Origin of the sequence: Bradyrhizobium sp. STM 3566 (assembly GCF_045571445.1) — a bacterium.
Classification (GTDB): Bacteria; Pseudomonadota; Alphaproteobacteria; order Rhizobiales; family Xanthobacteraceae; genus Bradyrhizobium; species Bradyrhizobium vignae.
Window position 1 is genome coordinate 3,435,652 of record NZ_CP120692.1, and the last position, 24,993, is coordinate 3,460,644.

Consider the following 24,993-nt stretch of genomic DNA (forward strand, 5'->3'; position numbering starts at 1 on the left):
GGAAAGCACTGATATGCTCGAGGACAAGGACCGCATCTTCAAGAACCTCTACGGCCTCCACGATTGGGGGCTCGAGGGTGCGCGGCGCCGCGGCGCCTGGGATGGCACCAAGAATATCATCGACAAGGGCCGCGACTGGATCATCAACGAGATGAAGGCGTCGGGTCTGCGCGGTCGTGGCGGCGCTGGCTTCCCGACCGGTCTGAAATGGTCCTTCATGCCGAAGGAATCGACCGACGGAAGACCGAGCTATCTGGTCGTCAACGCCGACGAGTCCGAGCCCGGCACCTGCAAGGATCGCGAGATCATGCGGCATGATCCGCATCTGCTGGTCGAGGGCTGCCTGATCGCGAGCTTCGCGATGAACGCGCATGCCTGCTACATCTACGTCCGCGGCGAGTTCATCCGCGAGCGTGAGCGCCTCCAGGCCGCGATCGACCAGGCCTACGAGGCCAAGCTGATCGGCAAGGACAACGTCAACGGCTGGCCGTTCGATCTCTATGTCGCCCACGGCGCCGGCGCCTACATCTGCGGCGAAGAGACCGCGCTGCTCGAAAGCCTCGAGGGCAAGAAGGGCCAGCCGCGGCTGAAGCCGCCGTTCCCGGCAAACGTCGGTCTGTTCGGCTGCCCGACCACCGTCAACAACGTCGAGTCGATCGCGGTCGCGCCCGACATCCTGCGTCGCGGCGCGGCCTGGTTCGCCGGCATCGGCCGTCCGAACAATGTCGGCACGAAACTGTTCTGCATCTCCGGCCATGTCGAGCGGCCCTGCAACGTCGAAGAAGCCATGGGCATTCCGTTCCGTGAGCTGATTGATAAGCATTGCGGCGGCATCCGCGGCGGCTGGGACAATCTCAAGGCGGTGATCCCCGGCGGCTCGTCCGTGCGCATGGTGCCGGCCGAGCAGATCATCGACACGCCGATGGATTTTGACAGCTTGAGCAAGCTGCGCTCGGGTCTCGGCACTGCGGCCGTGATCGTGATGGACAAGTCGACTGATCTGATCCGCGCCATCGCCCGCATTTCGTACTTCTACAAGCATGAGAGCTGCGGCCAATGCACCCCGTGCCGCGAAGGCACCGGCTGGATGTGGCGCGTGTTGACCCGCATGGCCGAAGGCCGCGCCCATAAGCGCGAGATCGACATGCTGCTTGAAGTGACGAAACAGGTCGAAGGCCACACCATCTGCGCGCTCGGCGATGCTGCGGCCTGGCCGATCCAGGGCCTGATCGCGCACTTCCGTCACGAGATCGAGGCGCGCATCGACCAGTATTCGCATAAGGCCGATGTCGACGATATCGGCGTCCGCGATCCCGTGAACATGGTCGCGGCGGAGTAAGAAGAATGACCAAGCTCATCATCGACGGCAAAGAGATCGACGTCCCGCCGGAGTACACGCTGCTTCAGGCGTGCGAGGCGGCGGGCGCCGAGATTCCGCGCTTCTGCTATCACGAGCGGCTGTCGATCGCCGGCAATTGCCGGATGTGCCTCGTCGAAGTGAAAGGCGGCCCGAAGCCGGTCGCGAGCTGCGCCTGGGGTGTGCGCGATTGCCGTCCGGGTCCCAAGGGCGAGCCGCCGGAGATCTCCACGCGTTCGCCGATGGTGAAGAAGGCGCGCGAAGGCGTGATGGAATTCCTGCTGATCAACCATCCGCTGGACTGCCCGATCTGCGACCAGGGCGGCGAGTGCGACCTGCAGGACCAGGCGATGGGCTATGGTGTCGACACCAGCCGCTTCGCCGAGAACAAGCGCGCCGTCGAGGACAAGTACCTCGGCGCGCTGGTCAAGACCTCGATGAACCGCTGCATCCAGTGCACGCGCTGCGTCCGCTTCTCGGCGGAAGTCGCCGGCGCGCCCGAGATGGGCGCCACCGGCCGCGGCGAGGACATGGAGATCACGACCTATCTCGAGCACGCGCTGACCTCGGAATTGCAGGGCAATCTCGTCGACATCTGTCCGGTCGGCGCGCTGACCTCGAAGCCCTATGCGTTCGCGGCGCGTCCCTGGGAGCTCGGCAAGACCCAGTCGATCGACGTCATGGACGGGCTCGGATCGGCGATCCGCGTCGATACCCGCGGCCGTGAGGTGATGCGCATCCTGCCGCGCATCAACGAGGCCGTGAACGAGGAATGGATCTCCGACAAGACCCGTCACATCGTCGACGGCCTGCGCACCCAGCGCCTCGACCGGCCCTATATCCGCGAAGCCGGCATGCTGCGTGCAGCGAGCTGGCCCGAGGCCTTCGCCGCCATCGCCGCCAAGGCGGCGCGCAGTGACGGCAAGCGGATCGGCGCGATCGCCGGCGATCTCGCTGGCGTCGAGGAGATGTTCGCGCTGAAGGATCTGCTCGCCAAGTACGGCTCGAGCAATCTGGCGGTGCAGGGCGGCGACGCCTTCGATCCCGCGCTCGGCCGCGGCTCCTACATCTTCAACCCGACGCTTGCGGGCGTCGAGCAGGCCGATGCGCTGCTCATCATCGGCGCCAATCCGCGCAAGGAGGCGGCCGTGTTCAACGCCCGCATCCGCAAGCGCTGGCGTGCCGGCGGCTTCAAGGTCGGCGTGATCGGCGCCAAGGCCGACCTGACCTATGATTATGACCATCTCGGTGCGGGCACCGAGACGCTCGGCGAGCTCGCGGCCGGCAAGCACTCCTTCGTGGACGTGCTGAAGAACGCCAAGCATCCGATCATCCTGGTCGGCGCAGGCGCGGCCGCCCGTCACGATGGCGCGGCCATTCTTGCCGCGAGCGCCAAGCTCGCGATCGACGTCGGGGCGGTGAAGGACGGCTGGAACGGCTTTGGCGTGCTGCACGAAACTGCCTCGCGCGTCGGTGCGCTCGATATCGGCTTCTCCGCCGCGGCGGGTGGGCTGAACGCCGCGCAGATGACGACTTTCGGCACGCTGGACTTGCTGTTCCTGCTCGGGGCCGACGAGATCAAGGCGCCTGACGGCACCTTCGTCGTCTATATCGGCACTCACGGCGACCGCGGCGCGCATCGCGCCGACGTGATCCTGCCGGCAGCGGCCTACACCGAGAAGTCAGCGATCTACGTCAACACCGAAGGCCGGGTGCAGATGACCGGCCGCGCCGCATTCCCGCCGGGCGAAGCCCGCGAGGACTGGGCGATCATCCGCGCGCTGTCGGAGGCGCTCGGCAAGAAGCTCGGCTACGACTCGCTTTCGGCGCTGCGCCAGGCGATCTTCAAGGCCGTGCCGCATCTGATCCGTCTCGGCCAGATCGAGGCCGGCTCCGCCGACCAGATCAAGAAGCTTGCAGGGAAGGGCGGCTCGCCGGAAAAGGCGCCGTTCAAGCCCCTGGTCGAGGACTTCTACCTGACCAACCCAATCGCGCGTGCGTCCGCCGTGATGGCGGAATGCTCGCGCCTCGCCTCCGGGCAAATGCTGACCGCAGCGGAGTGAGCGTGATCTGATGGAATTCTTCGAAAGCGCATTCTGGACCGGCTTCCTCTGGCCGCTGATCATCATGGTCGCGCAGAGCGTATTGGTGCTCGTCGTCCTCTTGGTCGCGATCGCCTACATCCTGCTCGCCGACCGCAAGATCTGGGCGGCGGTGCAGATCCGCCGCGGCCCGAACGTGGTCGGCCCCTGGGGCCTGCTGCAGTCCTTCGCCGACCTCCTGAAGTTCGTGCTCAAGGAGCCGATCATTCCGGCGGGCGCCAACAAGGGCGTGTTCCTGCTGGCACCGCTGGTGTCGTGCGTGCTCGCGCTCGCGGCCTGGGCGGTGATTCCGACCAATCTCGGCTGGGTGATCTCCGACATCAATGTCGGCATCCTCTTCATCTTCGCGATCTCGTCGCTGTCGATCTACGGCATCATCATGGCCGGCTGGTCGTCGAATTCGAAATACCCGTTCCTGGCCGCGCTGCGCTCAGCGGCGCAGATGGTGTCGTATGAAGTCTCGATCGGCTTCGTCATCATCACGGTGCTGCTCTGCGCCGGCACGCTGAACCTCACGGCCGTGGTCGAGGCCCAGCATGCGCGCGGTCTTGCCAGCCTGATCGGGCTGCCGCAGCTCACCATCCTGAACTGGTACGTCTGGCCGCTGTTCCCGATGTTCGTGGTGTTCTACGTCTCGGCACTGGCGGAAACCAACCGTCCGCCGTTCGATCTCGTGGAAGCCGAATCCGAGCTCGTCGCCGGCTTCATGGTCGAATACGGCTCGACGCCGTACCTCTTGTTCATGCTCGGCGAGTATGTCGCGATCGTCACGATGTGCGCGTTGGCGACGATCCTGTTCCTCGGAGGCTGGCTGCCGCCGGTCGATCTGCCGCCCTTCAACTGGGTGCCGGGGATCATCTGGTTCTCGCTGAAGCTGTTCTTCATGTTCTTCCTGTTCGCGATGGCGAAGGCGATCGTGCCGCGCTACCGCTACGACCAACTGATGCGCCTCGGCTGGAAGGTGTTCCTGCCGCTGTCGCTGGTGATGGTGGTCGTGGTGGCCGGCGTGCTGCATTTCGCCGGCATCGCGCCGAAGTGAGGGCCGTCATGGGTATCAACGTCAACGCCACTGCACGCTCGCTTCTGCTGTCGGAATTCGTCTCGGCGTTCTTCCTCGCCATGCGCTACTTCTTCCAGCCGAAGCCGACCATCAACTATCCGTTCGAGAAGAACCCGATCTCGCCGCGGTTCCGCGGCGAGCACGCGCTGCGCCGCTATCCGAACGGCGAAGAGCGCTGCATCGCCTGCAAGCTGTGCGAGGCGATCTGCCCGGCGCAGGCCATCACCATCGAGGCCGGCCCGCGCCGCAACGACGGTACCCGCCGCACCGTGCGCTACGACATCGACATGGTGAAGTGCATCTATTGCGGCCTCTGCCAGGAGGCCTGTCCGGTCGACGCCATCGTCGAAGGCCCGAACTTCGAGTTCGCGACCGAGACCCGCGAGGAGCTCTATTATGACAAGGCCAAGCTGCTCGCCAACGGCGACCGCTGGGAACGCGAGATCGCGAAAGCGATCGAGCTCGACGCGCCGTACCGGTGAGGTGAGGGCATGATCCTTCCCGCGCTGTTCTTCTATCTCTTCGCCGGCGTCTGCGTCGCTTCGGCCGTGATGGTGATTGTCTCGCGCAATCCCGTGCACTCCGTGCTGTACCTGATCCTGGCCTTCGTCAACGCCTCCGGCCTGTTCGTGCTGATGGGTGCCGAGTTCCTCGGCATGATGCTGATCGTCGTCTATGTCGGCGCGGTCGCGGTGCTGTTCCTGTTCGTGATCATGATGCTCGACGTCGACTTCCTCGAGCTGCGCGAGGGCTTCATCGAGTATCTGCCGGTCGGCCTCGTGATCGGCGGCATCTTCCTGTTCGAGCTGCTGCTCACGGTCGGCTTCTGGGTCATCAACCCCGGCGTCTCCAAGACGATCACGGCGGCGATCCCCACGAATGTCTCGAACACCGAGGCGCTCGGTCTCGTGCTCTATACGAAGTACATCCACTACTTCCAGCTCGCCGGCATGGTGCTGCTCGTTGCGATGATCGGTGCGATCGTGCTGACGCTTCGGCATAAGGCGAAGGTCAAGCGGCAGGACATCAACGTTCAGAACGCGCGCACGCCCGACATGGCGATGGCGATGCGCAAGGTAGCGTCGGGGCAGGGGCTCTCGGACGCCGATGCTGCGGAGTGGGTGAAATGACGATCGGGCTCGGACACTATCTGGCGGTCGGCGCGATCCTGTTCACGCTCGGGATCCTCGGCATCTTCCTGAACCGCAAGAACATCATCGTCATCCTGATGTCGATCGAGCTGATCCTGCTCTCGGTCAACATCAATTTCGTGGCGTTCTCGACCTTCCTCGGCGACATCGTCGGCCAGGTCTTCGCGCTGCTGGTGTTGACCGTTGCGGCCGCCGAAGCCGCGATCGGTCTCGCCATCCTGGTGGTCTATTTCCGCAACCGCGGCTCGATCGCGGTTGAGGACGTCAATCTGATGAAGGGCTGAGCTCTCAAATGGTTCAGGCAATCGTTTTCCTGCCTCTCCTGGGCGCCATTCTGGCCGGCCTGATCGCGCTTGTGGGCGCGCATGGGCGCAATCCCTCAGGCGACACCGTCGAGCATCACGACGAGGCGCACGGTAATGGTGCGAATAACGGCCACGTCTCCGCTGCCTCCATCAAGGAGGAGGGGAGCGTCGTTCACGAGACCCACGACGAGCCGGGCCATCACGACCACGAGCCGCCGGCGGCCGGCTCGCGCGGTGCCGAGCTGATCACCACGGCGCTCCTGTTCGTCTCGGCCGCACTGTCCTGGATGACCCTGGTCGATGTCGGCTTCATGCATCATGACGCCCGCATCCAGATTCTGCCCTGGATCTTCTCGGGCGACCTCCAGGTCTGGTGGGCCCTGCGGGTCGACACGCTGACCGCCGTGATGCTGGTGGTGGTGACGACCGTGTCTTCGCTCGTGCACCTCTATTCCATCGGTTACATGGATGAGGACCCGAACCGGCCGCGCTTCTTCGGCTATCTCTCGCTGTTCACCTTCGCCATGCTGATGCTGGTGACGGCTGACAATCTCGTGCAGCTGTTCTTCGGCTGGGAAGGCGTGGGTCTCGCCAGCTATCTGCTGATCGGATTCTGGTACCAGAGGCCCTCGGCGAACGCCGCCGCCATCAAGGCCTTCGTGGTCAACCGCGTCGGCGATTTCGGCTTCGCGCTCGGCATATTCGCGATTTTCATGCTGGCCGGCTCGACCGATTTCGAGACCATCTTCCATGCCGCGCCCAGCCTCACCGGCAAGACCATCAACTTCCTCGGCTGGCACGCCGACGCGCTGACCCTGACCTGTCTCCTCCTGTTCATGGGTGCGATGGGCAAGTCGGCGCAGTTCCTGCTGCACACCTGGCTGCCGGACGCGATGGAAGGCCCGACCCCGGTCTCGGCGCTGATCCACGCGGCGACGATGGTCACCGCCGGCGTGTTCATGGTTGCGCGGCTGTCGCCGCTGTTCGAGCTCGCCCCGAATGCGCAGGCCGTCGTGATGTTCTTCGGCGCCACCACGGCGTTCTTCGCGGCCACGATCGGCCTGGTCCAGAACGACATCAAGCGCATCGTCGCCTACTCGACCTGTTCGCAGCTCGGCTACATGTTCGTCGCGATGGGGGCAGGGGCCTATTCGGTCGGCATGTTCCACCTGTTCACGCACGCCTTCTTCAAGGCGCTGCTGTTCCTAGGCTCCGGCTCGGTGATCTACGCGATGCACCACGAGCAGGACATCCGCAACATGGGCGGCCTCTGGAAGAAGATCCCCTACACCTATGCGGTGATGGTGGTCGGCACCTTGGCGCTGACCGGTTTCCCGCTCACCGCCGGTTATTTCTCCAAGGACGCGATCATCGAGTCCGCCTACGCCTCGCACAATCCGTTCGCGGTGTATGGGTTCCTGATGACGGTCGTCGCCGCCGGCCTGACCTCGTTCTACTCCTGGCGCCTGATCTTCAAGACGTTCCACGGCGAGCCGCACGACGAGCATCACTACGAGGCCGCGCATGAGGCTCCGATCTGGATGCTGATCCCGATCGGCGCGCTCGCGGTCGGCTCGTTCGTGGCAGGGCTTCCGTTCAAGGAGCTGTTCGCCGGTCACGGCATCGAGGAGTTCTTCCGCGAGTCCGTGAAGATGAACCCGCACATCATCGAGGAGATGCACCACATCCCCGAGACCATCGCCTTCCTGCCGACGGTGATGATGGTGCTGGGCTTCCTCGTCTCGTACCTGTTCTACATCCGCCGGCCCTACCTGCCGGTCGAGCTCGCGAAGACGCAGCCGATGCTGTACCAGTTCCTGCTCAACAAATGGTACTTCGACGAGCTCTACGACTTCATCTTCGTCCGTCCGGCGAAGTGGATCGGCTATCAGCTCTGGAAGAAGGGCGACGGCTTCATCATCGACGGCTTCGGACCCGACGGCGTCTCCGCTCGCGTGCTCGACGTCACCCGCAACGTCGTGAAGATCCAGACCGGCTATCTCTATCACTACGCATTCGCCATGCTGATCGGCGCGGCCGGCCTGATCACCTGGTTCATGTTCGGCTTTGGAGGCCAGTAAATGACAACCTGGCCCATTCTTTCGGTCACCACGTTCCTGCCGCTGGTCGGCGCGCTGATCGTCTATCTGAGCCGCGGCGATGACGAGGCGGCCCGGCGCAATTCGCGCTGGATCGCGCTCTGGACCACGCTGATCACCTTCGCGGTGTCGGTGATCCTGGTCATGCGCTTCGATCCCGCAAATCCGGACTTCCAGTTCGTCGAGAAGGCGAACTGGCTCGCCACCGGCATCACCTACCATATGGGCGTCGACGGCATCTCGCTGCCGCTCGTGATCCTCACCACCGCGGTGATGCCGTTCTGCATCATCGCGAGCTGGAAGGCGATCACGAGCCGCGTCCGCGAATACATGATGGCGTTCCTGATCCTGGAGACGCTGATGGTCGGCACCTTCTCGGCGCTCGACCTCGTGCTGTTCTACCTGTTCTTCGAGGGCGGCCTGATCCCGATGTTCCTGATCATCGGCGTCTGGGGCGGTCCGCGCCGGGTCTATGCGTCGTTCAAGTTCTTCCTCTACACGCTGCTCGGCTCGGTCCTGATGCTGCTTGCCATCATGGCGCTGTACTGGAACGGCGGCACCACCGACATCCCGACCCTGATGCACACCGCCGTGCCGCGGTCCCTGCAGACCTGGGCTTGGCTCGCCTTCTTCGCCTCGTTTGCGGTGAAGATGCCGATGTGGCCGGTGCACACCTGGCTGCCCGACGCCCACGTCGAGGCGCCGACCGCGGGCTCGGTGGTCCTCGCCGCGATCCTGTTGAAGATGGGCGGCTACGGCTTCCTGCGCTTCTCGCTGCCGATGTTCCCGCTGGCCTCGCACGACTTCGCGCCGCTGATCTTCACGCTCTCGGTCATCGCCATCATCTACACCTCGCTGGTGGCCTTGATGCAGGAGGACATGAAGAAGCTGATCGCGTACTCGTCAGTCGCGCATATGGGCTTCGTCACCATGGGCATCTTCGCCGGCACCATGCAGGGCGTCGCCGGCGGCGTGTTCCAGATGATCTCGCACGGCATCGTTTCCGGCGCGCTGTTCCTCTGCGTCGGCGTCGTCTACGACCGCCTGCACACCCGCCAGATCGCGGCCTATGGCGGCCTCGTCAACCGGATGCCGCTCTACGCGATGACCTTCATGGTCTTCACCATGGCCAATGTCGGTCTGCCCGGCACGAGCGGCTTCGTCGGCGAGTTCATGACGCTGCTCGGCACCTTCAAGGTCTCGCTGCCGACCGCGTTCTTCGCCACATCAGGCGTGATCCTTTCGGCGGCGTACGCGCTGTGGCTCTACCGCAAGATCGTGTTCGGAGCGCTGGTCAAGCCGTCGCTGATGAGCATGAAGGATCTCACCTTGCGGGAGTGCCTGACGCTGTTTCCGATGATCGCGCTGACGATCCTGTTCGGCGTCTGGCCGAAGCCGGTGCTCGACATGTCGGCCGCCTCGGTCCAGCAACTCGTCAACAATTACAACACCGCCGTGACGGCCGTGAAGGCCGCCGCACTGCTCCAGTGATCGGGCAGGTCAGGATATCGCCATGAGCTTTTCGACTGCAGGTTATCAACTGGCGCCCGCGCTGCCCGAGCTCGTGCTCGCGGTCGGCGCCATGGCGCTTCTGATGCTCGGGGCCTATCGCGGGCAGGGGACGACCAGGACGGTCACCTCGCTGGCAGTGGTGCTGCTGATCGTGGTCGGCGCGCTCGTCTACATGCAGCCTGCGGGCAAGCAGGTGACCTTCGGCGGCAGCTTCATCGTCGACGACTTCGCCCGCTTCATGAAGATCCTGGCCGTGATCGGCTCGGCCGTGACGCTGATCCTGTCGACCGAGTTCCTGTCCGACCCGTCGCGCCGCATCTTCGAGTATTCGATCCTGGTGCTGCTCTCGACGCTCGGCATGATGGTGCTGATCTCGGCCGGCGATCTGATCTCGCTCTATCTCGGCCTCGAATTGATGTCGCTGGCGCTCTACGTCGTGGCCGCCTCGAACCGCGACAACGCCAAGTCGACCGAAGCCGGCCTGAAGTACTTCGTGCTGGGCGCGCTGTCCTCGGGCATGCTGCTCTACGGCGCCTCGCTGGTCTATGGTTTCACCGGTACCGTCAGCTTCACCGGCATCGCCGCGGCCGCGACGGTCTCGAATATCGGCCTGATCTTCGGCCTCGTTTTCCTGCTCGTCGGCCTCTGCTTCAAGGTCTCGGCCGTGCCGTTCCACATGTGGACGCCTGATGTCTACGAGGGCGCGCCGACGCCGGTCACCGCCTTCTTCGCTTCGGCGCCGAAGGTGGCCGCGCTCGCCGTCTTCACCCACGTCACGCTGACCGCATTCCCCGGCATCGTCTCGCAGTGGCAGCAGATCCTGGTGTTCGTGTCGATCGCGTCGATGGCGCTCGGCTCCTTCGCCGCGATCGGCCAGAGCAACATCAAGCGCCTGATGGCCTATTCCTCGATCGGCCATATGGGCTTCGCCCTGGTCGGCCTGGCCTCGGGCACGGTCGAGGGCGCGCAGGGCGTCCTGATGTACATCGTGATCTATGTCGCGATGACGCTCGGCTCGTTCTCGATCATCCTCGCCATGAAGCGTAACGGCCAGGCCGTCGAGCAGATCAGCGATTTCGCTGGCCTCTCGCGCACCAACCCGCTGCTCGCCTTCATGTTCGCGATGCTGCTGTTCTCGCTCGCCGGCATTCCGCCGCTCGCCGGCTTCTTCGCCAAATGGTACGTTTTCGTCGCCGCCATCAAGGCGAACCTGTTCACGCTCGCTGTGATCGGCGTGCTGACCAGCGTGGTCGGCGCCTACTACTATCTCGCCATCGTCAAGACGATGTACTTCGACGAGCCGGCCGGCCAGGTCGACCCGGTGCGCATCGAGGTGAAGACGGTGCTGGCGGTCGCGGGCGTGTTCAACATCCTGTTTGCGCTGTTCGCAGGTCCCGTGGTGAGCGTCGCCTCCGCCGCGGCAAAGTCGCTGTTCTAGGATGGCGTTCGCGCTCGGTCCTCGCGCACAGGCCGCGGGCTACAAGCTCGCGGCGTTCGAACGGACCGGCTCGACCAACACCGACGCCATCGAGCACGCGCGGGCCGGCGAACGCGGTCCGATGTGGTTCGTCACCTCGGAGCAGACCGCCGGCCGTGGCCGCCGCCAGCGCGCCTGGATCGCCCCGAAGGGCAATCTCGCCGCCAGCGTCCTCGAAGTCCTGGACATCGCGCCAGCGGTTGCCGCCACCATCGGGTTTGCCGCAGGGCTGGCAGAGGAGGCCGCCCTCGAGAAGGTCAGCCTCGAAGCCGCGCTGCGGCTTGGTCCTGACCGTCCCCGCTACGCCCTGAAATGGCCGAATGACGTGCTCGCCAATGGCAAGAAGCTCGTCGGCATCGGCCTCGAGGCGGAGGCCATCGGCGACCGCCTGGCCGTCGTCGTCGGCATCGGCACCAACGTCGTCGCTGCGCCCGAAGGGACGCCGACGCCCGCAGTGTCGCTGGCTACGCTCGGCGTCCAAATCAGCGCGGAGGAGCTGTTTACGGCCTTGTCGGACGCCTGGGTCGAGTTCCGTGGCATCTGGGACAATGGCCGCGGTTTCGCCGATATCCGTAAACTGTGGCTGGACCGCGCGGCCGGCCTCGGCGAGAAGGTCGCGATCCACACGGGAGCGATGACGCTGGAAGGCATATTTGACACGATCGACGACACCGGCTGCCTGATCGTCCGCACCGCCGAGGGCCGCCTTGTGCCGGTGGCCGCGGGCGAGGTGTTCTTCGGCCCCGTCGCCTCCGTGGGAGCTGCGTGATGGCAAGGCCCGACGAACTGGTGTTTGCGCCGCTCGGCGGCGTCGGCGAGATCGGCATGAACCTGTCGATCTACGGCCTCGGCAACCGCCACCAGCGCGCCTGGCTCGCGGTCGATCTCGGCGTCTCCTTCGGCGACGAGGAGCATCTGCCCGGCATCGACCTGATCATGCCCGACATCAGCTTCCTGGAGAAGGAGCGCAAGAACCTGATGGGCCTGGTGCTGACCCACGCCCATGAGGATCATTTCGGCGCCATCATCGACCTCTGGCCCAAGCTGAAATGCCCGATCTACGCGACGAAATTCAGCGCCGCGCTGTTCGAGGCCAAATGCGCCGCCGAGCGCAATGCGCCCGAGATCCCGGTCACGGTGGTGCCATCGGGCGGCCGCGTCGATGTCGGCCCGTTCAACGTCGAGTTCATCCCGGTCGCGCACTCGATTCCGGAAGCCCACGCGCTTGCGATCCACACCGAAGCCGGCATCGTGCTGCACACCGGCGACTGGAAGATCGACCCGACTCCGACGCTGGGGCCCCCGACCGACGAGAAGCGGCTGCGCGAATTGGGTGAGCAGGGCGTGCTCGCCTTGATCGGCGATTCCACCAACGCGGTGCGCGACGGCCGCTCGCCCTCGGAAGCCGAGGTCGCCAAAACCATCATCGACCTCGTGAAGGCGGCCAAGGGCCGCGTCGCGGTCACGACCTTCGCCTCCAACGTCGCCCGCGTCAAAGCCGTCGCCGATGCCGCGAGGGCCGCCGACCGCGAGGTCGTGGTGGTCGGCCGCGCCATGGAGCGCGTGGTGCAGGTCGCGCGTGAGACCGGCTATCTCGAAGGCGTGCAGAACTTCCGCTCGCCCGAGGTCTACGGTCACCTGCCCCAGGACAAGGTGCTGGCGCTGTGCACCGGCAGCCAGGGCGAGCCGCGCGCGGCGCTGGCGCGCATCGCCAATGACGATCATCCTGAAATCACCCTGAACCGCGGCGACAGCGTCATCTTCTCATCGCGCACCATTCCCGGCAACGAGAAGGCCGTCGGCTCGATCATCAACAATCTGGTGCTCCAGGGCATCGAAATCATCACCGACCGCGACGCCCTGGTCCACGTCTCCGGCCACCCGCGCCGCGACGAGCTGCGCGACCTGATCTCCTGGGTGAAACCGCAGCTCCTCATCCCCGTCCACGGCGAGGCGCTGCATCTGCACGAGCACGCAAAGCTCGCCCGCGCCGCCGGCGTGCCGCGCGTGCTGGTCTGCCGCAATGGCGATCTCGTCAAGCTCGGCCCCGGCGATCCCGGCATCGTCGGCGAGGTGCCGTCGGGCCGCCTCTACAAGGACGGCACGATCCTGGAGGACTCCAAGTCCCGTGCCGTGATCGAGCGCCGCCGCATGGCGTTCTCCGGCTGCGCCTTCGTCGCCATCGCCATGACCGCGCAGGGCGAGCTCGCCGACGAGCCCGAGGTCGATCTCGTCGGCATCCCCGAGAAGAACCGGGCCGGCGAACTCTTCGACGACCTTGTCTTCGAAGCCGTAATGTCCACGATCGAGGGGCTGCCGAAGGCGCGCCGCCGCGATCCGGACGCGCTGGCCGAGCCGGTGCGACGCGCGGTCCGGGCTGTGATCAACGAACATTGGGGCAAAAAGCCCCCCTGTCTGGTCCACGTACTGACAGTCTAACGGGAGAGAACCATGCTGGGTCGCCTCAACCACGTCGCGATCGCGACCAAGGACGCCGTCAAGGCCGCCAAGATCTACGGTGCGGCATTCGGCGCCCAGATCTCCGAGGCCGTGCCGCTGCCCGAGCATGGCGTCACCACCGTGTTCGCGACCCTTCCCAACACCAAGATCGAGTTCATCGAGCCGCTCGGTGAATCCTCGCCGATCGCAAAGTTCATCGAGCGCAATCCCGACGGCGGCATCCACCATGTCTGCTACGAGGTCGTCGACATCATCGCCTCGCGCGACACGCTGGTGAGGGAGGGCGCAAGGGTGCTCGGGGACGGCGTGCCGAAGATCGGTGCCCACGGCAAGCCGGTGCTGTTCCTGCACCCGAAGGATTTCTCCGGCGCCCTGGTCGAGATCGAGCAGGCATAAGGCCGCGCCATGGCCATCCAGATCTCGACCGCGCTTGCGATCTACTTCGTCATCTGGTGGATCGCGCTGTTCCTGACGCTGCCGTTCGGCGTGCGCAGCCAGCACGAGGACGGCGTCGGCGCCCCCGGCACCGATCCCGGCGCGCCGATCCTGACGCGGATGGGCCGCAAGCTGATCTGGACCACGATCATCTCGGCGGTGATCTACGGCCTCGGCGTAGCGGCCTATCATGCCGGCTATCTCTCGATCGAGCGCCTGTCGAAATTGATGGGAATGCCGTTTTAGAGCGTAACAGACGAAGGATATCGACCAAGCTCGTCATTGCGAGCGAAGCGAAGCAATCCAGTATCCCTCCGCGGAAAGACTCTGGATTGCTTCGCTTCGCTCGCAATGACGCCGGAGATAGTTTGCATATTGAAACACAATTGAGGGGGTAACGAATGACTTTTCAGAGGATCGTCGTCGCGCTTCTGGTGCTGATCGTCGCCGGTCTTGGTGCCATCGGCTATGTCGAATGGAAGATGGCGGTGCAGGTGCGCACCCTGAAGGCGTTCGTCGAGGGCTATGTCTTCAACGAGGCCGTGCTGGCCTGCGAGCAGGCCAAGAGCTCGACCCCGTTCAAATGGAACGGGGGCAAGAGCACCTCGGTGATCGGCCTGAACTCGGTCAAAACAGACAAATACACCGTCAGCGCCAGCTACACGCTGGTGGCGGACCTCGTTTATTGTGATTACGATCCGATCAAAAGAAAGGCCGAGATCGGCTCGAGCTTCCTGGAGCGGGAGTAACGATCCGGCCTACACAAATGGGGTGGGATCGTCATGACCGGGGACCGGGCAGGAGACTATCGGATTCTGCATGAGGCGGCCTTGCGGGATTATCTCGCGGCCCTTCCGGACCTGAAGGTGCGGCTTGGCGGCGATCCCGTATCCTGGGCGATCACCGAGGTCGGCGACGGCAATCTCAACCTCGTCTTCATCGTCAAGGGCGCCCGTGGCGGCATCGCCGTGAAGCAGGCGCTGCCTTACGTTCGCCTCGTCGGCGAGAGTTGGCCGCTGCCGCTGTCGCGGGCCCATTACGAATATCTCGCTCTGTCACGGCAGGCCGAGCTCGCACCCGGCCTGGTGCCGGCCCTGCTGCATCACAACGAAAAGCTGGCGCTGACGGTGATGGAGCTGCTCGAGCCCCACATCATCATGCGCAAGGGCCTGGTCGCGGGAACCAAATATCCGCGCTTCGCGGACGACATCACCACCTTCATGGCGCGCACCTTGTTCTTCACCTCCGACCTCGCGCTCTCCGCGGCGGAGAAGAAGCAGGGCATAGCCGCCTTCGCCGGCAACCACGCACTCTGCAAGATCACGGAGGATCTGATCTTCACCGATCCCTACCGCATCGCCGAACAGAACCGTTGGACGGTGCCATATCTCGACGGCGTCGCCGCCGATCTGCGCGACGACATGGACCTGCACATCGCGATCTCCCGGCTGAAGTTGAAATTCATGGCGAGCCCCGAGGCGCTGATCCATGGCGACCTCCACACGGGCTCGATCATGGTCACGGACAGCCAGACGCGGGTGATCGACCCTGAATTCGCATTCTACGGTCCGATGGGGTTCGACGCGGGCGCCGTGCTTGCCAACCTCTTGATGGCCTATTTCGCCTCCGCCGGCCACGAGGGCGCGCCGGGCGACCGGGCCGCATTCGAGGCCTGGGTGTTGGAGACGGTCGAAAACGTGTGGACCGGGTTCGCCGGCAAATTCCTCGATCTCTGGCGCGGCAGCGCGGCCGGTGACGCCTATCCGGTGTCACTCTTCGGCGGCGAGAAGGGCACGGCGCGCCTGGAGGCCGAGCGGCAGGCCTACATGCAGCGCCTGTTCGCCGATACGGTCGGCTTCGCCGCTGCCAAGATCATCCGCCGCATCTTCGGCCTCGCCCACAACATCGATTTCGAGCTGATCGAGGACTTGCGCATGCGGGCGACCACCGAGGCACGCGCCGTGCGGCTGGCGCGCACGATGATGGTGGAGACGGGGGCATTTCGGACGGTCACCGACGTGACGGGCGCCGCGCGGAAACTGCGGAACTGGATGCCGGAGCTGTCCGGCTGAGAGAGCCGCATGGTGAGGAGCCGGAGCCGCCCCACGCTCCGTCATTGCTGTCGATGTTTTGCGAGCGCAGCGAAGCATCCAGAATCTTTCCGCGGAGCCAGACTGGATTTGCTTCGCTGCGCTCGCAATGACGAGGTGAGAGATCGTCGCGGGAACGTCAATAAAGCCGGCGCCCAGTCCCTCCGTCGTTCGCGTTGATCACGAAAAATGTTCACCGATCCCGGCCGTTCAATGACGCACCGCGTCAAATCGGCTTGGGGCATGCAACCAGTCCCCCGAAGGGTCTCGGTCGAAGGACTGCCTCGGAAACCGGCATCGGTTGCCATCAAATCGAAGCTTGCTTTCGACGGGCGACGAATGATCAAATCTCTTGTCGGAATACGCCTGCGCTGTTGGGGGACACATGATGTTCAGGATGATTGCGGTCGTCGCGGGGATGGGGCTGGCGCTCGCTGCTACGGCGGAGGCCGAGACGCCGCGCAAGGGCGGAACCATCCGGATGACCGCGCCCTATGGCTCGAGCTTCATAAGTCTCGACATTCACACCACGCAACGCGCCCAGGACGAGATCTACGCCAAGGCGCTGCACCGCTCGCTCTACATCTGGGATTCCGCGCAAGGAAAGCCGGTCCTGGAACTCGCCAAGGAGGATGTGGTCTCGGGCGGAGGTCTCGTGCACACCTTCAAGCTGCGCGACGATGCCTACTTCCACAATGGCCGAAAGATGACCGCCGACGACGTCATCTGGTCCTATAACCGCATCATGGACGGCAGCAAGGCCTATCCCGGCGCTCGCTTTGTCCGCGTGATCGAGGGCGCGGCCGCGGTGGAGAAGGGCCAGGCCAAGGAAATCTCCGGCCTGAAGAAGATCGACGACTTCACCATCGAGATGAAGCTGACCGACAAGGTCGATCCCGGCTTTTATTTCTTCACCGCGCTGACCTCGATCTATCCGGCCGACGAAGGCGCCAAGGAGAGCTTCATCCAGAAGCCGATCGGTCTCGGGCCTTTCAAATTCGTCGAGCACGTGCCGGGATCGCGCATCGTCCTGGAGCGCTGGGACCGCTTCTACAAGCCCGGCAAGCCCTATGCCGACAAGGTCATCGTGTCGATCATGGCCGAGGCCGCCGCGCGCGATGTCGCCTTCCGCAACAAGGAGATCGACACCTCGGTGCTGGGACCGGCGCAGTACGTCGCCTACCAGTCCGACGCCAACCTCAAGGGTACCATCGTCGATGTCGCGGAGGTCTTCACGCGCTACATGGGGATGAACACCGCCTTCAAACCGTTTGCCGACAAACGCGTCCGGCAGGCGATCAACTACGCGATCGATACCGACTTGATCATCAACAAGCTGGTCAAAGGCAAGGCCTACCGCGCCACCAGCTGGCTGCCGCTGACCTCGCCGGCCTACGACAAGTCCATGAAGCCGTATCCCTATGATCCCGCCAAGGCCAAGCAACTGCTCACCGAGGCCGGCTACGCATCCGGCTTCGAGTTCGAATGGACCACCAGCCAGAACGAAAGCTGGGGCCTGCCGATCGTCTCGGCCGTCATTCCAATGCTGGACAAGGTCGGCATCAAGGCCAAGGTCAAGCAGGTCGAGACCGCGGTGCTGGCGGAGGTGGTTCGCACCGGCGACTACCAGGCCTTCATCTATTCCCAGCAGAGCGGCCCGGATCCGCTGGCCGCACTCAAATGCTTCCACTCGTCGACGCCGCAACCGGCCTGCAACTACATGAACTTCAAGAATGCCGAATTCGACAAGATCCTCGACGAGGCCGGGCAGGCCGATGACGCTGCGAAGCGCACCCAGCTGCTGCAAAAGGCCAATGCACTGCTCTACGACGAGGCGCCGGTCTGGTTCTTCAACTACAACAAGGCGGTCATGGCCGTGCAGCCATGGCTCCACGGAATTCAGCAGAACCCGACGGAGCTGACCCACCAGAACGTGGAGGAGCTCTGGGTCGACGAGACCTCGCCCGCGAAGTGACACGCGCGCTCCCCCCATCGTGACAGACAATGGAGGGAGCGAGGAAAAGTGCCGATGCTCTCGTTCCTGATCCGTCGCCTGCTGCAGACCATTCCGACCGTGCTCGCCGTCGTGCTGCTGGTGTTCGTGCTGTTCAGTGTCGTTCCAGGCAGCATCGCCTCGACCATGAGCGACGACAGCGACCCGCAGGTCGAGCTGCGCATGAAGAAGCAGCTCGGCCTCGACCAGCCCGTCTACATGCGCTTCGGCGCCTATGTCGCGAGGCTCGCGACCGGTGATTTGGGGGCGTCGTTCCGGACCCGCGAGCCGGTGACGACCATGATCGCCAAGCGGGCATGGCCGACGCTGCAGCTGATCTTCGCCTCCATGGCATTTGCGGTTCTGCTCGGCGTCCCGCTCGGCTTCGTCGCGGCGTTGCGGCCGGGCAGCCTCGTCGACACCGTCTCGATGGTCCTGGCGGTATCGGGCCTGTCTTTGGCCAAGTTCTGGCTCGGACTGCTCTTGATGTACCTGTTCGCGTTGAGGCTCGGCTGGCTGCCGAGTTTCGGCTATGGCGATGGCGGCCTCAAATATCTGATCCTGCCGGCCGTGACGCTCGGCGTCTCGCCGATGGCGCTGCTGGCGCGGACAACGCGCGCCGCGGTCCTCGAGATCATGACCGCGGACTTCGTCCGCACGGCGCGCTCGAAGGGCATGAGCGAAACCAGGGTCGTGAAATGGCACGTGATGCGCAATGCGCTCGTCCTCATTCTCACGACCATGGGCCTGCAGTTCGGCGCGCTGATGGGGCAGGCGGTCGTGGTCGAGAAGCTGTTCTCCTGGCCGGGGATCGGCTCGCTGCTCGTGGACAGCGTCCTGCAGCGCGACATTCCCGCCGTCCAGGGTTCCATTCTCGTGGTGGTGCTGTTCTTTCTCGCGATCAATCTCTTGATCGATGTGCTCTACGGCGTGATCGATCCCAGGATCAGATACGCATGAAGCTCCGCGCCAATCTCGTCATCGGGGGCGCGTTATTCGCGCTTGCGATCCTGGTGGGCTTGCTCGCGCCCTGGCTGGCGCATACGGACCCCGTCATGGATGCCAACCTCTTGAATGCGGAGGAGCCTCCGAGCTGGACCTGGTGGTTCGGGACCGACGGACAGGGCCGCGACATCTATTCCCGCGTCGTCTACGGCGCCCGCATCTCGCTGACGGTCGGCATCGTCTCGCAGCTCATCAACAGCGTCATCGGCGTGGGGCTTGGTCTGAGCGCCGGCTATTTTGGCGGCTGGTGGGACGATGTCGTCAACGCCCTGACCAATCTCATGCTCGCGATCCCCTCGTTGATCTTTGCGCTCGCCATCATGGCGGTGCTCGGTCCCGGCCTGACCAGCCTCTTGATCGCGCTCGGGCTGACCAACTGGTCCTTCACCTGCCGGCTCGCACGCGCATCGGCGCTGTCGCTGCGGAACCAGGGCTACGTTCAGGCCGCAACCGTGCTCGGTTATGGCGATCTGCGCATCATGATCACGCAGCTCTTGCCGAACATGTTAGGGCCGATCGTCGTGATCGGCACGCTCGGCATGGGCAGCGCCGTTCTCTCCGAAGCCGCATTGTCGTTCCTGGGGCTCGGCGTCCGTCCGCCCTTTCCGAGCTGGGGCAGCATGTTGTCCGAGGCCCGCGACCAGATCACGACGGCGCCGTGGCTCTCGGTTTTTCCCGGCCTTGCCATCTTCCTGACCGTGCTCGGCCTCAACCTGCTCGGCGATGGCCTGCGCGACATCCTCGATCCCCAATCGCGGAGCCGGCGAACATGACAGGGGCGCCGCTGATCGAGGTCGAGGATCTCCGCATCGATCTCGATGATGGATCGAGGCGCGTTGCGGCGGCCGAAGGCATTTCGTTCCGGATCGATCGGGGCGAGACATTCGGCCTTGTCGGCGAATCCGGCTGCGGCAAGAGCATCACGGCGCTCGCCTTGATCGGCCTGCTGCGGTCGCCGCTGTCGATCGGCGGTGGCGCCATCCGGTTCGAGGGGCGGGAGATCCAGAACCTCTCAGCCGCCAGGCAGCGGCAGCTGCGCGGCAACCGCATCGCCATGATCTTTCAGGAGCCCATGACGGCGCTGAACCCGGTCTCGCCGGTCGGACGGCAGATCGCCGAGATGTTCGTGCTGCACAAGGGCAAGAGCTGGCGGGAAGCCAACCAGCTGGCGGTCGAGTCGCTCGCGAGCGTGCGCGTCCCCGCGCCGGAGCGGCGCGTGAAGGATTACCCGCATCAGCTTTCGGGCGGCATGCGCCAGCGCGTGATGATCGCCATCGCACTCGCCTGCGGTCCGGACCTCCTGATCGCCGACGAACCGACCACCGCGCTCGACGTTACCGTGCAGGCCGAGATCATCGAGCTGATGCGAAACCTATGCGCCGAGCGCGGAACGGCGATCCTGATGATCAGCCACGATCTCGGCCTCGTCGCCAATGTCTGCCGCCGCGTCGCCGTGATGTATGCCGGCCGCATCGTCGAGGAGCGCAGCTCGGCGGATATCTTCCGCGCGCCCTCCCATCCCTACACGCAGGGCCTCGTCGACTCCCTGCCGCGGCTGGGCAGCCGCGCCGCGCTCGGCCGCAGCAGGCTCAAGGAGATCGCGGGCGTCGTCCCGGCGATCACGAATTTCCCGGATGGCTGCCGGTTCAATCCCCGTTGTGCGCAGGCGACCGATATTTGTCGGACAGCCGCGCCCAAGACGGATTTGCTGGAGGCAGGCGGCTTGGTCAGGTGTCATCACCATGCATGAGCCGCAGAACATGCTGGGCGAAGCCAGGCGGGACGACGATCTCATTCTCACCATCGAGGATCTCGCGGTTCATTTCCCGCTGGGAGGTGGCCTGCTGGGCCGCGGCCGGCGGCTGCTGCGTGCGGTTGACGGTGTCGATCTCGAATTGAAGCGCGGCGAATGCCTCGGCCTCGTCGGCGAGTCCGGATCCGGCAAGTCGACGGTCGCGCTCTCGATCCTCGGTCTGCTGACGCCGACGCGCGGTCGCATCGTGTTGGACGGGCAGGTCGTGACCAACAGGCAATCCGGCGATCGAAAGGCGCTGGCCCGCATCGTGCAGATGGTGTTTCAGGATCCCTACGCCTCGCTCAATCCGCGCCAGACCGTTCGTCGCACGCTCGAAGATCCCCTGCGCGTGCACGGCGTGACCGCGAAAAGCGAGATCGAGGACCGCGTCGCGACGATGCTGAAACATGTCGGCCTGCGTCCCGAGCAGGCCGATCGCTATCCGCACGAATTCTCCGGCGGCCAGCGCCAGCGCATCGGCATCGCGCGCGCGCTGATCCTCAATCCGAAGATCGTCATCTGCGACGAGCCGGTCTCGGCGCTCGACGTCTCGATCCGAGCCCAGATCATCAATCTGCTCTTGGAATTGAAGGACACGCTCGGCCTGTCCTACATCATGATCAGCCATGATCTCGGCGTCGTCGAGCACATGAGCGACCGCGTCGCCGTGATGTATCTCGGCCGCATCGTCGAGAACGGCCACTGGCGCGAGATCTTCGAACGTCCCGCGCACCCCTACACGCAAGCCCTGATCGCCGCGATCCCCGATCCCTTGCGCCATGCGCCGCTGGTGACGACAGGCGGCGACTTGCCCAACCCGCTCAATCCACCGAACGGCTGCGCCTTCAGCCCCCGCTGCCGGTATGCGGAGGCGGTGTGCCGGAATGAGCCGGGGCCGTCGCTGGAGACGCGGGCGGATGGGCACGCGGTGCGGTGCTGGCGAAGCGAGGAGATTGCGGGGGAGCCGATGTCAAGTGAGCGGAAGTCGCAAATTTAATCCTCGAACCGGCCGCCCCGTGCCCGGCTCTCCGCGGCTTCGTTCCTACGCTCTTTGGTGATCCATTCCTGAAGGTCAGCCTTGGCCTTGTCGAGAGCATTGGCAAGTTCTGGTGTGTGGTCGCCCGGAAGCTGTTCAAGCAGTTTCAAGCGTTCTTCCAGCTTCGTCGCGAGCGACCCGCTCCAGCTCCACGGACGTAAGCGCCGCACGATCTCATTCAATACGGCATGAGGATCGGGGGCCTTGTTCAGCAACTTCGATGCCAAGGGAAGCCACTCATGCGGTTCGTTGTTCGCAGGACGCTTGAACAGGCCTACCGATGCCGCCATGAGAGGATAGCGAACGGCGGGATCAGCATCGCACCACGCTAGAAGTACATCATCCGGCACGACGCCCAGCGGGTTTTTGTGAAAGCGCTGGAAATCGACAAAGACCTGCACGGCTTTTTGCCGCGCCTTGGCGTCGCCCGAGAAGGCCTCGTCGAGCACGATCTCCGGATGAACGCGAAGCAGGCCCGTTACAAGATCATCCTGCGTGTACGCGTGAATATCGTAGCGGCCCACCGCGATCATCAATTTTCGGATGATGCGCCGGACGATTGGGATGCCCTCTTCCCCCGCCAGAGATACCTTTGCGATGCTTCCCAACTCGCGATCTTCCCGATCCGACCGAGCATCCTTTGCATGGAATTCAAAAGCATCGAGGAGAACGCGCCCCGCCTCGGCAACCTCGGGCACCGGGTCCTTCTTGTCGATTCCATTTGAAACTAGGCGCATTGACAGGACTTCCAACGCGACCGTCAGGCCGCCGGGCTTGCTCGCGATCGCAAGGAGAACGTCTCGGAACTGCGGTCCCGGAATCTCATCGCTCGCGCGGCCATAGCCCAGCGCGAAATATTGTGTGATGTCGGCTTTGCCGAGTTCGAGGGCTCGGTGCAGGCGCTGGACGCCTTTCTCATCCACAATGATCCGCGCTTGAAGGTGCGGAAAATACACCCCAACCGATGGGTGTTCGACGGCCTCGTCCAACATTTTGTCGGCCAACAAGGCATTCCGCTTTTGCAGACCCGTCAAGAATCCGCCCATCAGCCCTGTGTCGGGCTTATCCGTTACCGAGAATTCGGTCATGAAGGCCTGCCAAATCTCGTAGGGCTTCTCTGTGGTGCTTCCGAGGCCGGCGCCGAACAGAGGGACGCGAGAACCGCCACGCACGAGGCCCGGCAGCAGCGTTTTGAATGCCTCGTCGTCGTTCGCAACATCCTTTCCGAGACTCTCGACTGTCTGATTCATGCGCACCATCGCGTCCTCGTAGTCGTCGTTTTCGACCTCGTCGAGATCATCCAGATCGATGTTGCGCCCTGATCCCAGGACCACGCCCTTCACCTTGTCGACGAGATCCTTGGGACGAAGAAATTCCTCTAATGCCAATAGCCGCTCGCGTATTTCGGCAGGCATGTGTTCGCCATCAAAAATTCGCGTTTGACGCACGGCTACCCAACCTTCGCGCCAGAATCCTTTGCTTGCGATTTGCCTCATTAGCGCTTCCAAAGCATCCACTTGGCCAGCGTTGGACCAGAGGCCCCGGAATTCATGAGCGATGGCAGTGCGTACACCGGGCGCAACAGGGGCGTCGGATAGGGCAAGGGGCGAGATCAGGTGCAGCACTGCGTCGAACCAATCCTGCACATCCTGGCCTGTTGGCGGATAGTAGCCGTAGTCACGCGAACGCGCGCCGAATTCAAAGCCATGGGCCGAGGAGAAATGGTCGGTCTTCAGGACGGCGTCGAGGGATTTCAACCCCAGCGCTCTACACCCGGGCTCGTCCGACTTTAGCAAACCTTCCAGAATCTTGAGCCGCATGATGATTGGCGCATGCGTGCCGGACAGAACAATGTAGAACAGCGACGGCACGATACCCACGGCGCCACTGTCGTCATCGCCTTTTGCCGCCAGGGCGATCTTGATCAGCAAAGCGATCGCCCGCTTGAAGTGTTCCGGCTCATAGGCAAGCGAGCGAAGCAGCCGCACGACATGCGTGGTCTTGGCCAGCGTAGGCTCGTCGGCGTCTTTCAAGGCCTGCTCGATGGCTGCGAGGGTCTCATCCGGCATGACAGGCGCGACATTTGCCAACATCGTTCGTTCGTCTTCGCCGAGATTGGGGGTGTCCGCGAGCATCCCTCCCGGGGCGAGCCAGGCCTGAACGATAGAACGGGCCTCCTTGCTGCCGTCGAGATATCCAAGCCTTCGCGAGAACGAGCGCCTAAGGCGCAGAGGCGCATCGGTCACCAGCGTCTTCACAATCGTCGCCGCGGGAATGTTCTGCAAGGCGAGCGCAGCAAGGCGATTGGCAATTGCGTGCGGCAGTACCGCGCACCATTCCGCGCGTTCCTGCAACAGATCGCGTCGTTTCAGCTCGGCGACTGCGGCGTAAACCTCCGATACGGGCTTGCCGATGAGCCCTGCAAGAATGGGCAGCTCGGCACCTTCGCCTTCTGTTTTGACACCTTCGAAGGAGTAGACCAGCGAGCACGCCTGGGCGATCAAGAGCAAATCGGGGTCGTGTTCATGCCGCTGCTGAAAGAGCCGCTTGAACAGATCCGCATCGCTGAGCTTACTGATGGAATCATTTTTCCCAACTGTGGCGGCCAATGCGAGTGCCACGCGCGCGTTGCCGCCCGAAAACTGCGCTATGGTTCCTGCGTCGATTTGTGAGACCTGAGGATAGCGCCGTGCGACCAGCTTCTCGATAAGGGGAAGAGAGGACGTATCCAGTGCGAAGACATCCGTGCCCTCGGGTTGATCATCACGGATATCGTACTCGACCGTGATCACGCTGATGGTCGAGTTCGCCTCGCGCGCCACCTTCGCCAACTCACCATGAAGCTCGAAGGGGCAATTGTCGATCACGAGGATACCACGCCTGCGCGCCGCAATCAGATCGGAGGCAAGACCGATGGGTGCAGGGTTAGGGTCTTCGGCTACATTCGTGTAGTAGGCCAGTGAAGGATAAAGCCCTCCATTGCCGACCTTGTCGTCGAACAGCGCTTCACAAAGCCGGGTTTTGCCCACACCCGAAAGGCCAACGAGCCGGACCACCTGTCTCGGCTGACGCAGAATGTTACGAATACGGTTGATGCCGTCGACCGCGCTCAGTCC

At 64.0% G+C, this 24,993-nt stretch carries 21 protein-coding genes; 20 read left to right on the forward strand and 1 reads right to left on the reverse strand.

Features of this window, described 5'->3' with window-relative positions:
• Positions 1–13: 13 nt before the first annotated feature.
• The 20 genes from nuoF to P6U27_RS16620 all read left to right on the forward strand — a co-directional run bounded on the left by nuoF (position 14) and on the right by P6U27_RS16620 (position 21,838).
• A complete protein-coding gene (nuoF, locus tag P6U27_RS16525; RefSeq protein WP_122403004.1) occupies positions 14–1,339 on the forward strand; it encodes an NADH-quinone oxidoreductase subunit NuoF in 1,326 nt (441 codons plus the stop codon).
• A gap of 5 nt (positions 1,340–1,344) precedes the next feature.
• The gene (gene nuoG, locus P6U27_RS16530; RefSeq protein ID WP_122403005.1) at positions 1,345–3,420 is read left to right on the forward strand and encodes an NADH-quinone oxidoreductase subunit NuoG; all 2,076 of its coding nucleotides are present in this window, start codon (positions 1,345–1,347) and stop codon (positions 3,418–3,420) included.
• Between the two features lie 10 nt (positions 3,421–3,430).
• Positions 3,431–4,498 (forward strand): NADH-quinone oxidoreductase subunit NuoH, encoded by a 1,068-nt coding sequence (gene nuoH, locus P6U27_RS16535; protein WP_122403006.1) that lies wholly within the window; start codon positions 3,431–3,433, stop codon positions 4,496–4,498.
• An 8-nt stretch (positions 4,499–4,506) separates the two neighbouring features.
• Complete coding sequence (nuoI, locus tag P6U27_RS16540; protein ID WP_210342510.1) at positions 4,507–5,001, forward strand: NADH-quinone oxidoreductase subunit NuoI; 495 nt, start codon at positions 4,507–4,509, stop codon at positions 4,999–5,001.
• Positions 5,002–5,010: 9 nt separating this feature from the next.
• Complete coding sequence (locus P6U27_RS16545) at positions 5,011–5,649, forward strand: NADH-quinone oxidoreductase subunit J (RefSeq protein WP_027575307.1); 639 nt, start codon at positions 5,011–5,013, stop codon at positions 5,647–5,649.
• On the forward strand, positions 5,646–5,954 hold the full coding sequence (gene nuoK, locus P6U27_RS16550) for an NADH-quinone oxidoreductase subunit NuoK (RefSeq protein WP_027523804.1): 309 nt from the start codon (positions 5,646–5,648) through the stop codon (positions 5,952–5,954). Before P6U27_RS16545 ends, nuoK begins: the two co-directional genes overlap by 4 nt.
• Positions 5,955–5,962: 8 nt before the next feature.
• Positions 5,963–8,056 (forward strand): NADH-quinone oxidoreductase subunit L, encoded by a 2,094-nt coding sequence (nuoL, locus tag P6U27_RS16555; protein ID WP_122403007.1) that lies wholly within the window; start codon positions 5,963–5,965, stop codon positions 8,054–8,056.
• Positions 8,057–9,565, forward strand: coding sequence for an NADH-quinone oxidoreductase subunit M (locus tag P6U27_RS16560; RefSeq protein ID WP_129144922.1), 1,509 nt, complete (start codon positions 8,057–8,059; stop codon positions 9,563–9,565). It begins immediately after the preceding gene.
• Between the two features lie 22 nt (positions 9,566–9,587).
• Complete coding sequence (nuoN, locus tag P6U27_RS16565; RefSeq protein WP_407194310.1) at positions 9,588–11,024, forward strand: NADH-quinone oxidoreductase subunit NuoN; 1,437 nt, start codon at positions 9,588–9,590, stop codon at positions 11,022–11,024.
• A 1-nt stretch (position 11,025) separates the two neighbouring features.
• Complete coding sequence (locus P6U27_RS16570; protein ID WP_122403010.1) at positions 11,026–11,832, forward strand: biotin--[acetyl-CoA-carboxylase] ligase; 807 nt, start codon at positions 11,026–11,028, stop codon at positions 11,830–11,832.
• Positions 11,832–13,502, forward strand: coding sequence for a ribonuclease J (locus P6U27_RS16575; RefSeq protein WP_122403011.1), 1,671 nt, complete (start codon positions 11,832–11,834; stop codon positions 13,500–13,502). The genes P6U27_RS16570 and P6U27_RS16575 overlap by 1 nt, the downstream gene beginning before the upstream one ends.
• 12 nt (positions 13,503–13,514) lie before the next feature.
• Positions 13,515–13,919, forward strand: a complete 405-nt coding sequence (gene mce, locus P6U27_RS16580) for a methylmalonyl-CoA epimerase (protein ID WP_122403012.1) — start codon at positions 13,515–13,517, stop codon at positions 13,917–13,919.
• A 9-nt stretch (positions 13,920–13,928) separates the two neighbouring features.
• Positions 13,929–14,204, forward strand: a complete 276-nt coding sequence (locus P6U27_RS16585; RefSeq protein ID WP_100232724.1) for a DUF1467 family protein — start codon at positions 13,929–13,931, stop codon at positions 14,202–14,204.
• 155 nt (positions 14,205–14,359) lie between these two features.
• Entirely contained in the window at positions 14,360–14,707 is a 348-nt protein-coding gene (locus tag P6U27_RS16590) for a hypothetical protein (protein ID WP_122403013.1), read from the forward strand.
• A gap of 33 nt (positions 14,708–14,740) precedes the next feature.
• Positions 14,741–16,030 carry an S-methyl-5-thioribose kinase gene (mtnK, locus tag P6U27_RS16595; protein ID WP_122403014.1) on the forward strand — a complete coding sequence of 430 codons (1,290 nt, stop codon included), beginning with the start codon at positions 14,741–14,743 and terminating at the stop codon, positions 16,028–16,030.
• Between the two features lie 403 nt (positions 16,031–16,433).
• A complete protein-coding gene (locus tag P6U27_RS16600) occupies positions 16,434–18,023 on the forward strand; it encodes an ABC transporter substrate-binding protein (protein ID WP_407194311.1) in 1,590 nt (529 codons plus the stop codon).
• A 54-nt stretch (positions 18,024–18,077) separates the two neighbouring features.
• Positions 18,078–19,001, forward strand: coding sequence for an ABC transporter permease (locus P6U27_RS16605; protein WP_122403016.1), 924 nt, complete (start codon positions 18,078–18,080; stop codon positions 18,999–19,001).
• Entirely contained in the window at positions 18,998–19,819 is an 822-nt protein-coding gene (locus P6U27_RS16610; protein ID WP_122403017.1) for an ABC transporter permease, read from the forward strand. Before P6U27_RS16605 ends, P6U27_RS16610 begins: the two co-directional genes overlap by 4 nt.
• Positions 19,816–20,796, forward strand: coding sequence for an ABC transporter ATP-binding protein (locus tag P6U27_RS16615; RefSeq protein WP_122403018.1), 981 nt, complete (start codon positions 19,816–19,818; stop codon positions 20,794–20,796). The genes P6U27_RS16610 and P6U27_RS16615 overlap by 4 nt, the downstream gene beginning before the upstream one ends.
• On the forward strand, positions 20,789–21,838 hold the full coding sequence (locus P6U27_RS16620; protein WP_122403019.1) for an ABC transporter ATP-binding protein: 1,050 nt from the start codon (positions 20,789–20,791) through the stop codon (positions 21,836–21,838). The genes P6U27_RS16615 and P6U27_RS16620 overlap by 8 nt, the downstream gene beginning before the upstream one ends.
• Here P6U27_RS16620 and P6U27_RS16625 read toward each other — a convergent pair.
• On the reverse strand, positions 21,835–24,933 hold the full coding sequence (locus P6U27_RS16625) for a hypothetical protein (protein WP_407194312.1): 3,099 nt from the start codon (positions 24,931–24,933) through the stop codon (positions 21,835–21,837). The two genes, P6U27_RS16620 and P6U27_RS16625, sit on opposite strands and share 4 nt — an antisense overlap.
• Positions 24,934–24,993: the final 60 nt, after the last annotated feature.

Excerpts from the sequence above, each read along its gene's own strand:
- P6U27_RS16575 (WP_122403011.1), top strand. The coding sequence starts at position 11,832 with ATGGCAAGGCCCGACGAACTGGTGTTTGCGCCGCTCGGCGGCGTCGGC.
- nuoK (WP_027523804.1), top strand. The coding sequence starts at position 5,646 with ATGACGATCGGGCTCGGACACTATCTGGCGGTCGGCGCGATCCTGTTC.
- P6U27_RS16545 (WP_027575307.1), top strand. The coding sequence starts at position 5,011 with ATGATCCTTCCCGCGCTGTTCTTCTATCTCTTCGCCGGCGTCTGCGTC.
- P6U27_RS16600 (WP_407194311.1), top strand. The coding sequence starts at position 16,434 with ATGATGTTCAGGATGATTGCGGTCGTCGCGGGGATGGGGCTGGCGCTC.
- P6U27_RS16590 (WP_122403013.1), top strand. The coding sequence starts at position 14,360 with ATGACTTTTCAGAGGATCGTCGTCGCGCTTCTGGTGCTGATCGTCGCC.
- P6U27_RS16610 (WP_122403017.1), top strand. The coding sequence starts at position 18,998 with ATGAAGCTCCGCGCCAATCTCGTCATCGGGGGCGCGTTATTCGCGCTT.
- mce (WP_122403012.1), top strand. The coding sequence starts at position 13,515 with ATGCTGGGTCGCCTCAACCACGTCGCGATCGCGACCAAGGACGCCGTC.
- P6U27_RS16620 (WP_122403019.1), top strand. The coding sequence starts at position 20,789 with ATGCATGAGCCGCAGAACATGCTGGGCGAAGCCAGGCGGGACGACGAT.
- nuoL (WP_122403007.1), top strand. The coding sequence starts at position 5,963 with ATGGTTCAGGCAATCGTTTTCCTGCCTCTCCTGGGCGCCATTCTGGCC.
- nuoN (WP_407194310.1), top strand. The coding sequence starts at position 9,588 with ATGAGCTTTTCGACTGCAGGTTATCAACTGGCGCCCGCGCTGCCCGAG.
- P6U27_RS16570 (WP_122403010.1), top strand. The coding sequence starts at position 11,026 with ATGGCGTTCGCGCTCGGTCCTCGCGCACAGGCCGCGGGCTACAAGCTC.
- nuoF (WP_122403004.1), top strand. The coding sequence starts at position 14 with ATGCTCGAGGACAAGGACCGCATCTTCAAGAACCTCTACGGCCTCCAC.
- P6U27_RS16560 (WP_129144922.1), top strand. The coding sequence starts at position 8,057 with ATGACAACCTGGCCCATTCTTTCGGTCACCACGTTCCTGCCGCTGGTC.
- nuoI (WP_210342510.1), top strand. The coding sequence starts at position 4,507 with ATGGGTATCAACGTCAACGCCACTGCACGCTCGCTTCTGCTGTCGGAA.
- P6U27_RS16585 (WP_100232724.1), top strand. The coding sequence starts at position 13,929 with ATGGCCATCCAGATCTCGACCGCGCTTGCGATCTACTTCGTCATCTGG.
- mtnK (WP_122403014.1), top strand. The coding sequence starts at position 14,741 with ATGACCGGGGACCGGGCAGGAGACTATCGGATTCTGCATGAGGCGGCC.
- P6U27_RS16615 (WP_122403018.1), top strand. The coding sequence starts at position 19,816 with ATGACAGGGGCGCCGCTGATCGAGGTCGAGGATCTCCGCATCGATCTC.
- nuoG (WP_122403005.1), top strand. The coding sequence starts at position 1,345 with ATGACCAAGCTCATCATCGACGGCAAAGAGATCGACGTCCCGCCGGAG.
- nuoH (WP_122403006.1), top strand. The coding sequence starts at position 3,431 with ATGGAATTCTTCGAAAGCGCATTCTGGACCGGCTTCCTCTGGCCGCTG.
- P6U27_RS16605 (WP_122403016.1), top strand. The coding sequence starts at position 18,078 with ATGCTCTCGTTCCTGATCCGTCGCCTGCTGCAGACCATTCCGACCGTG.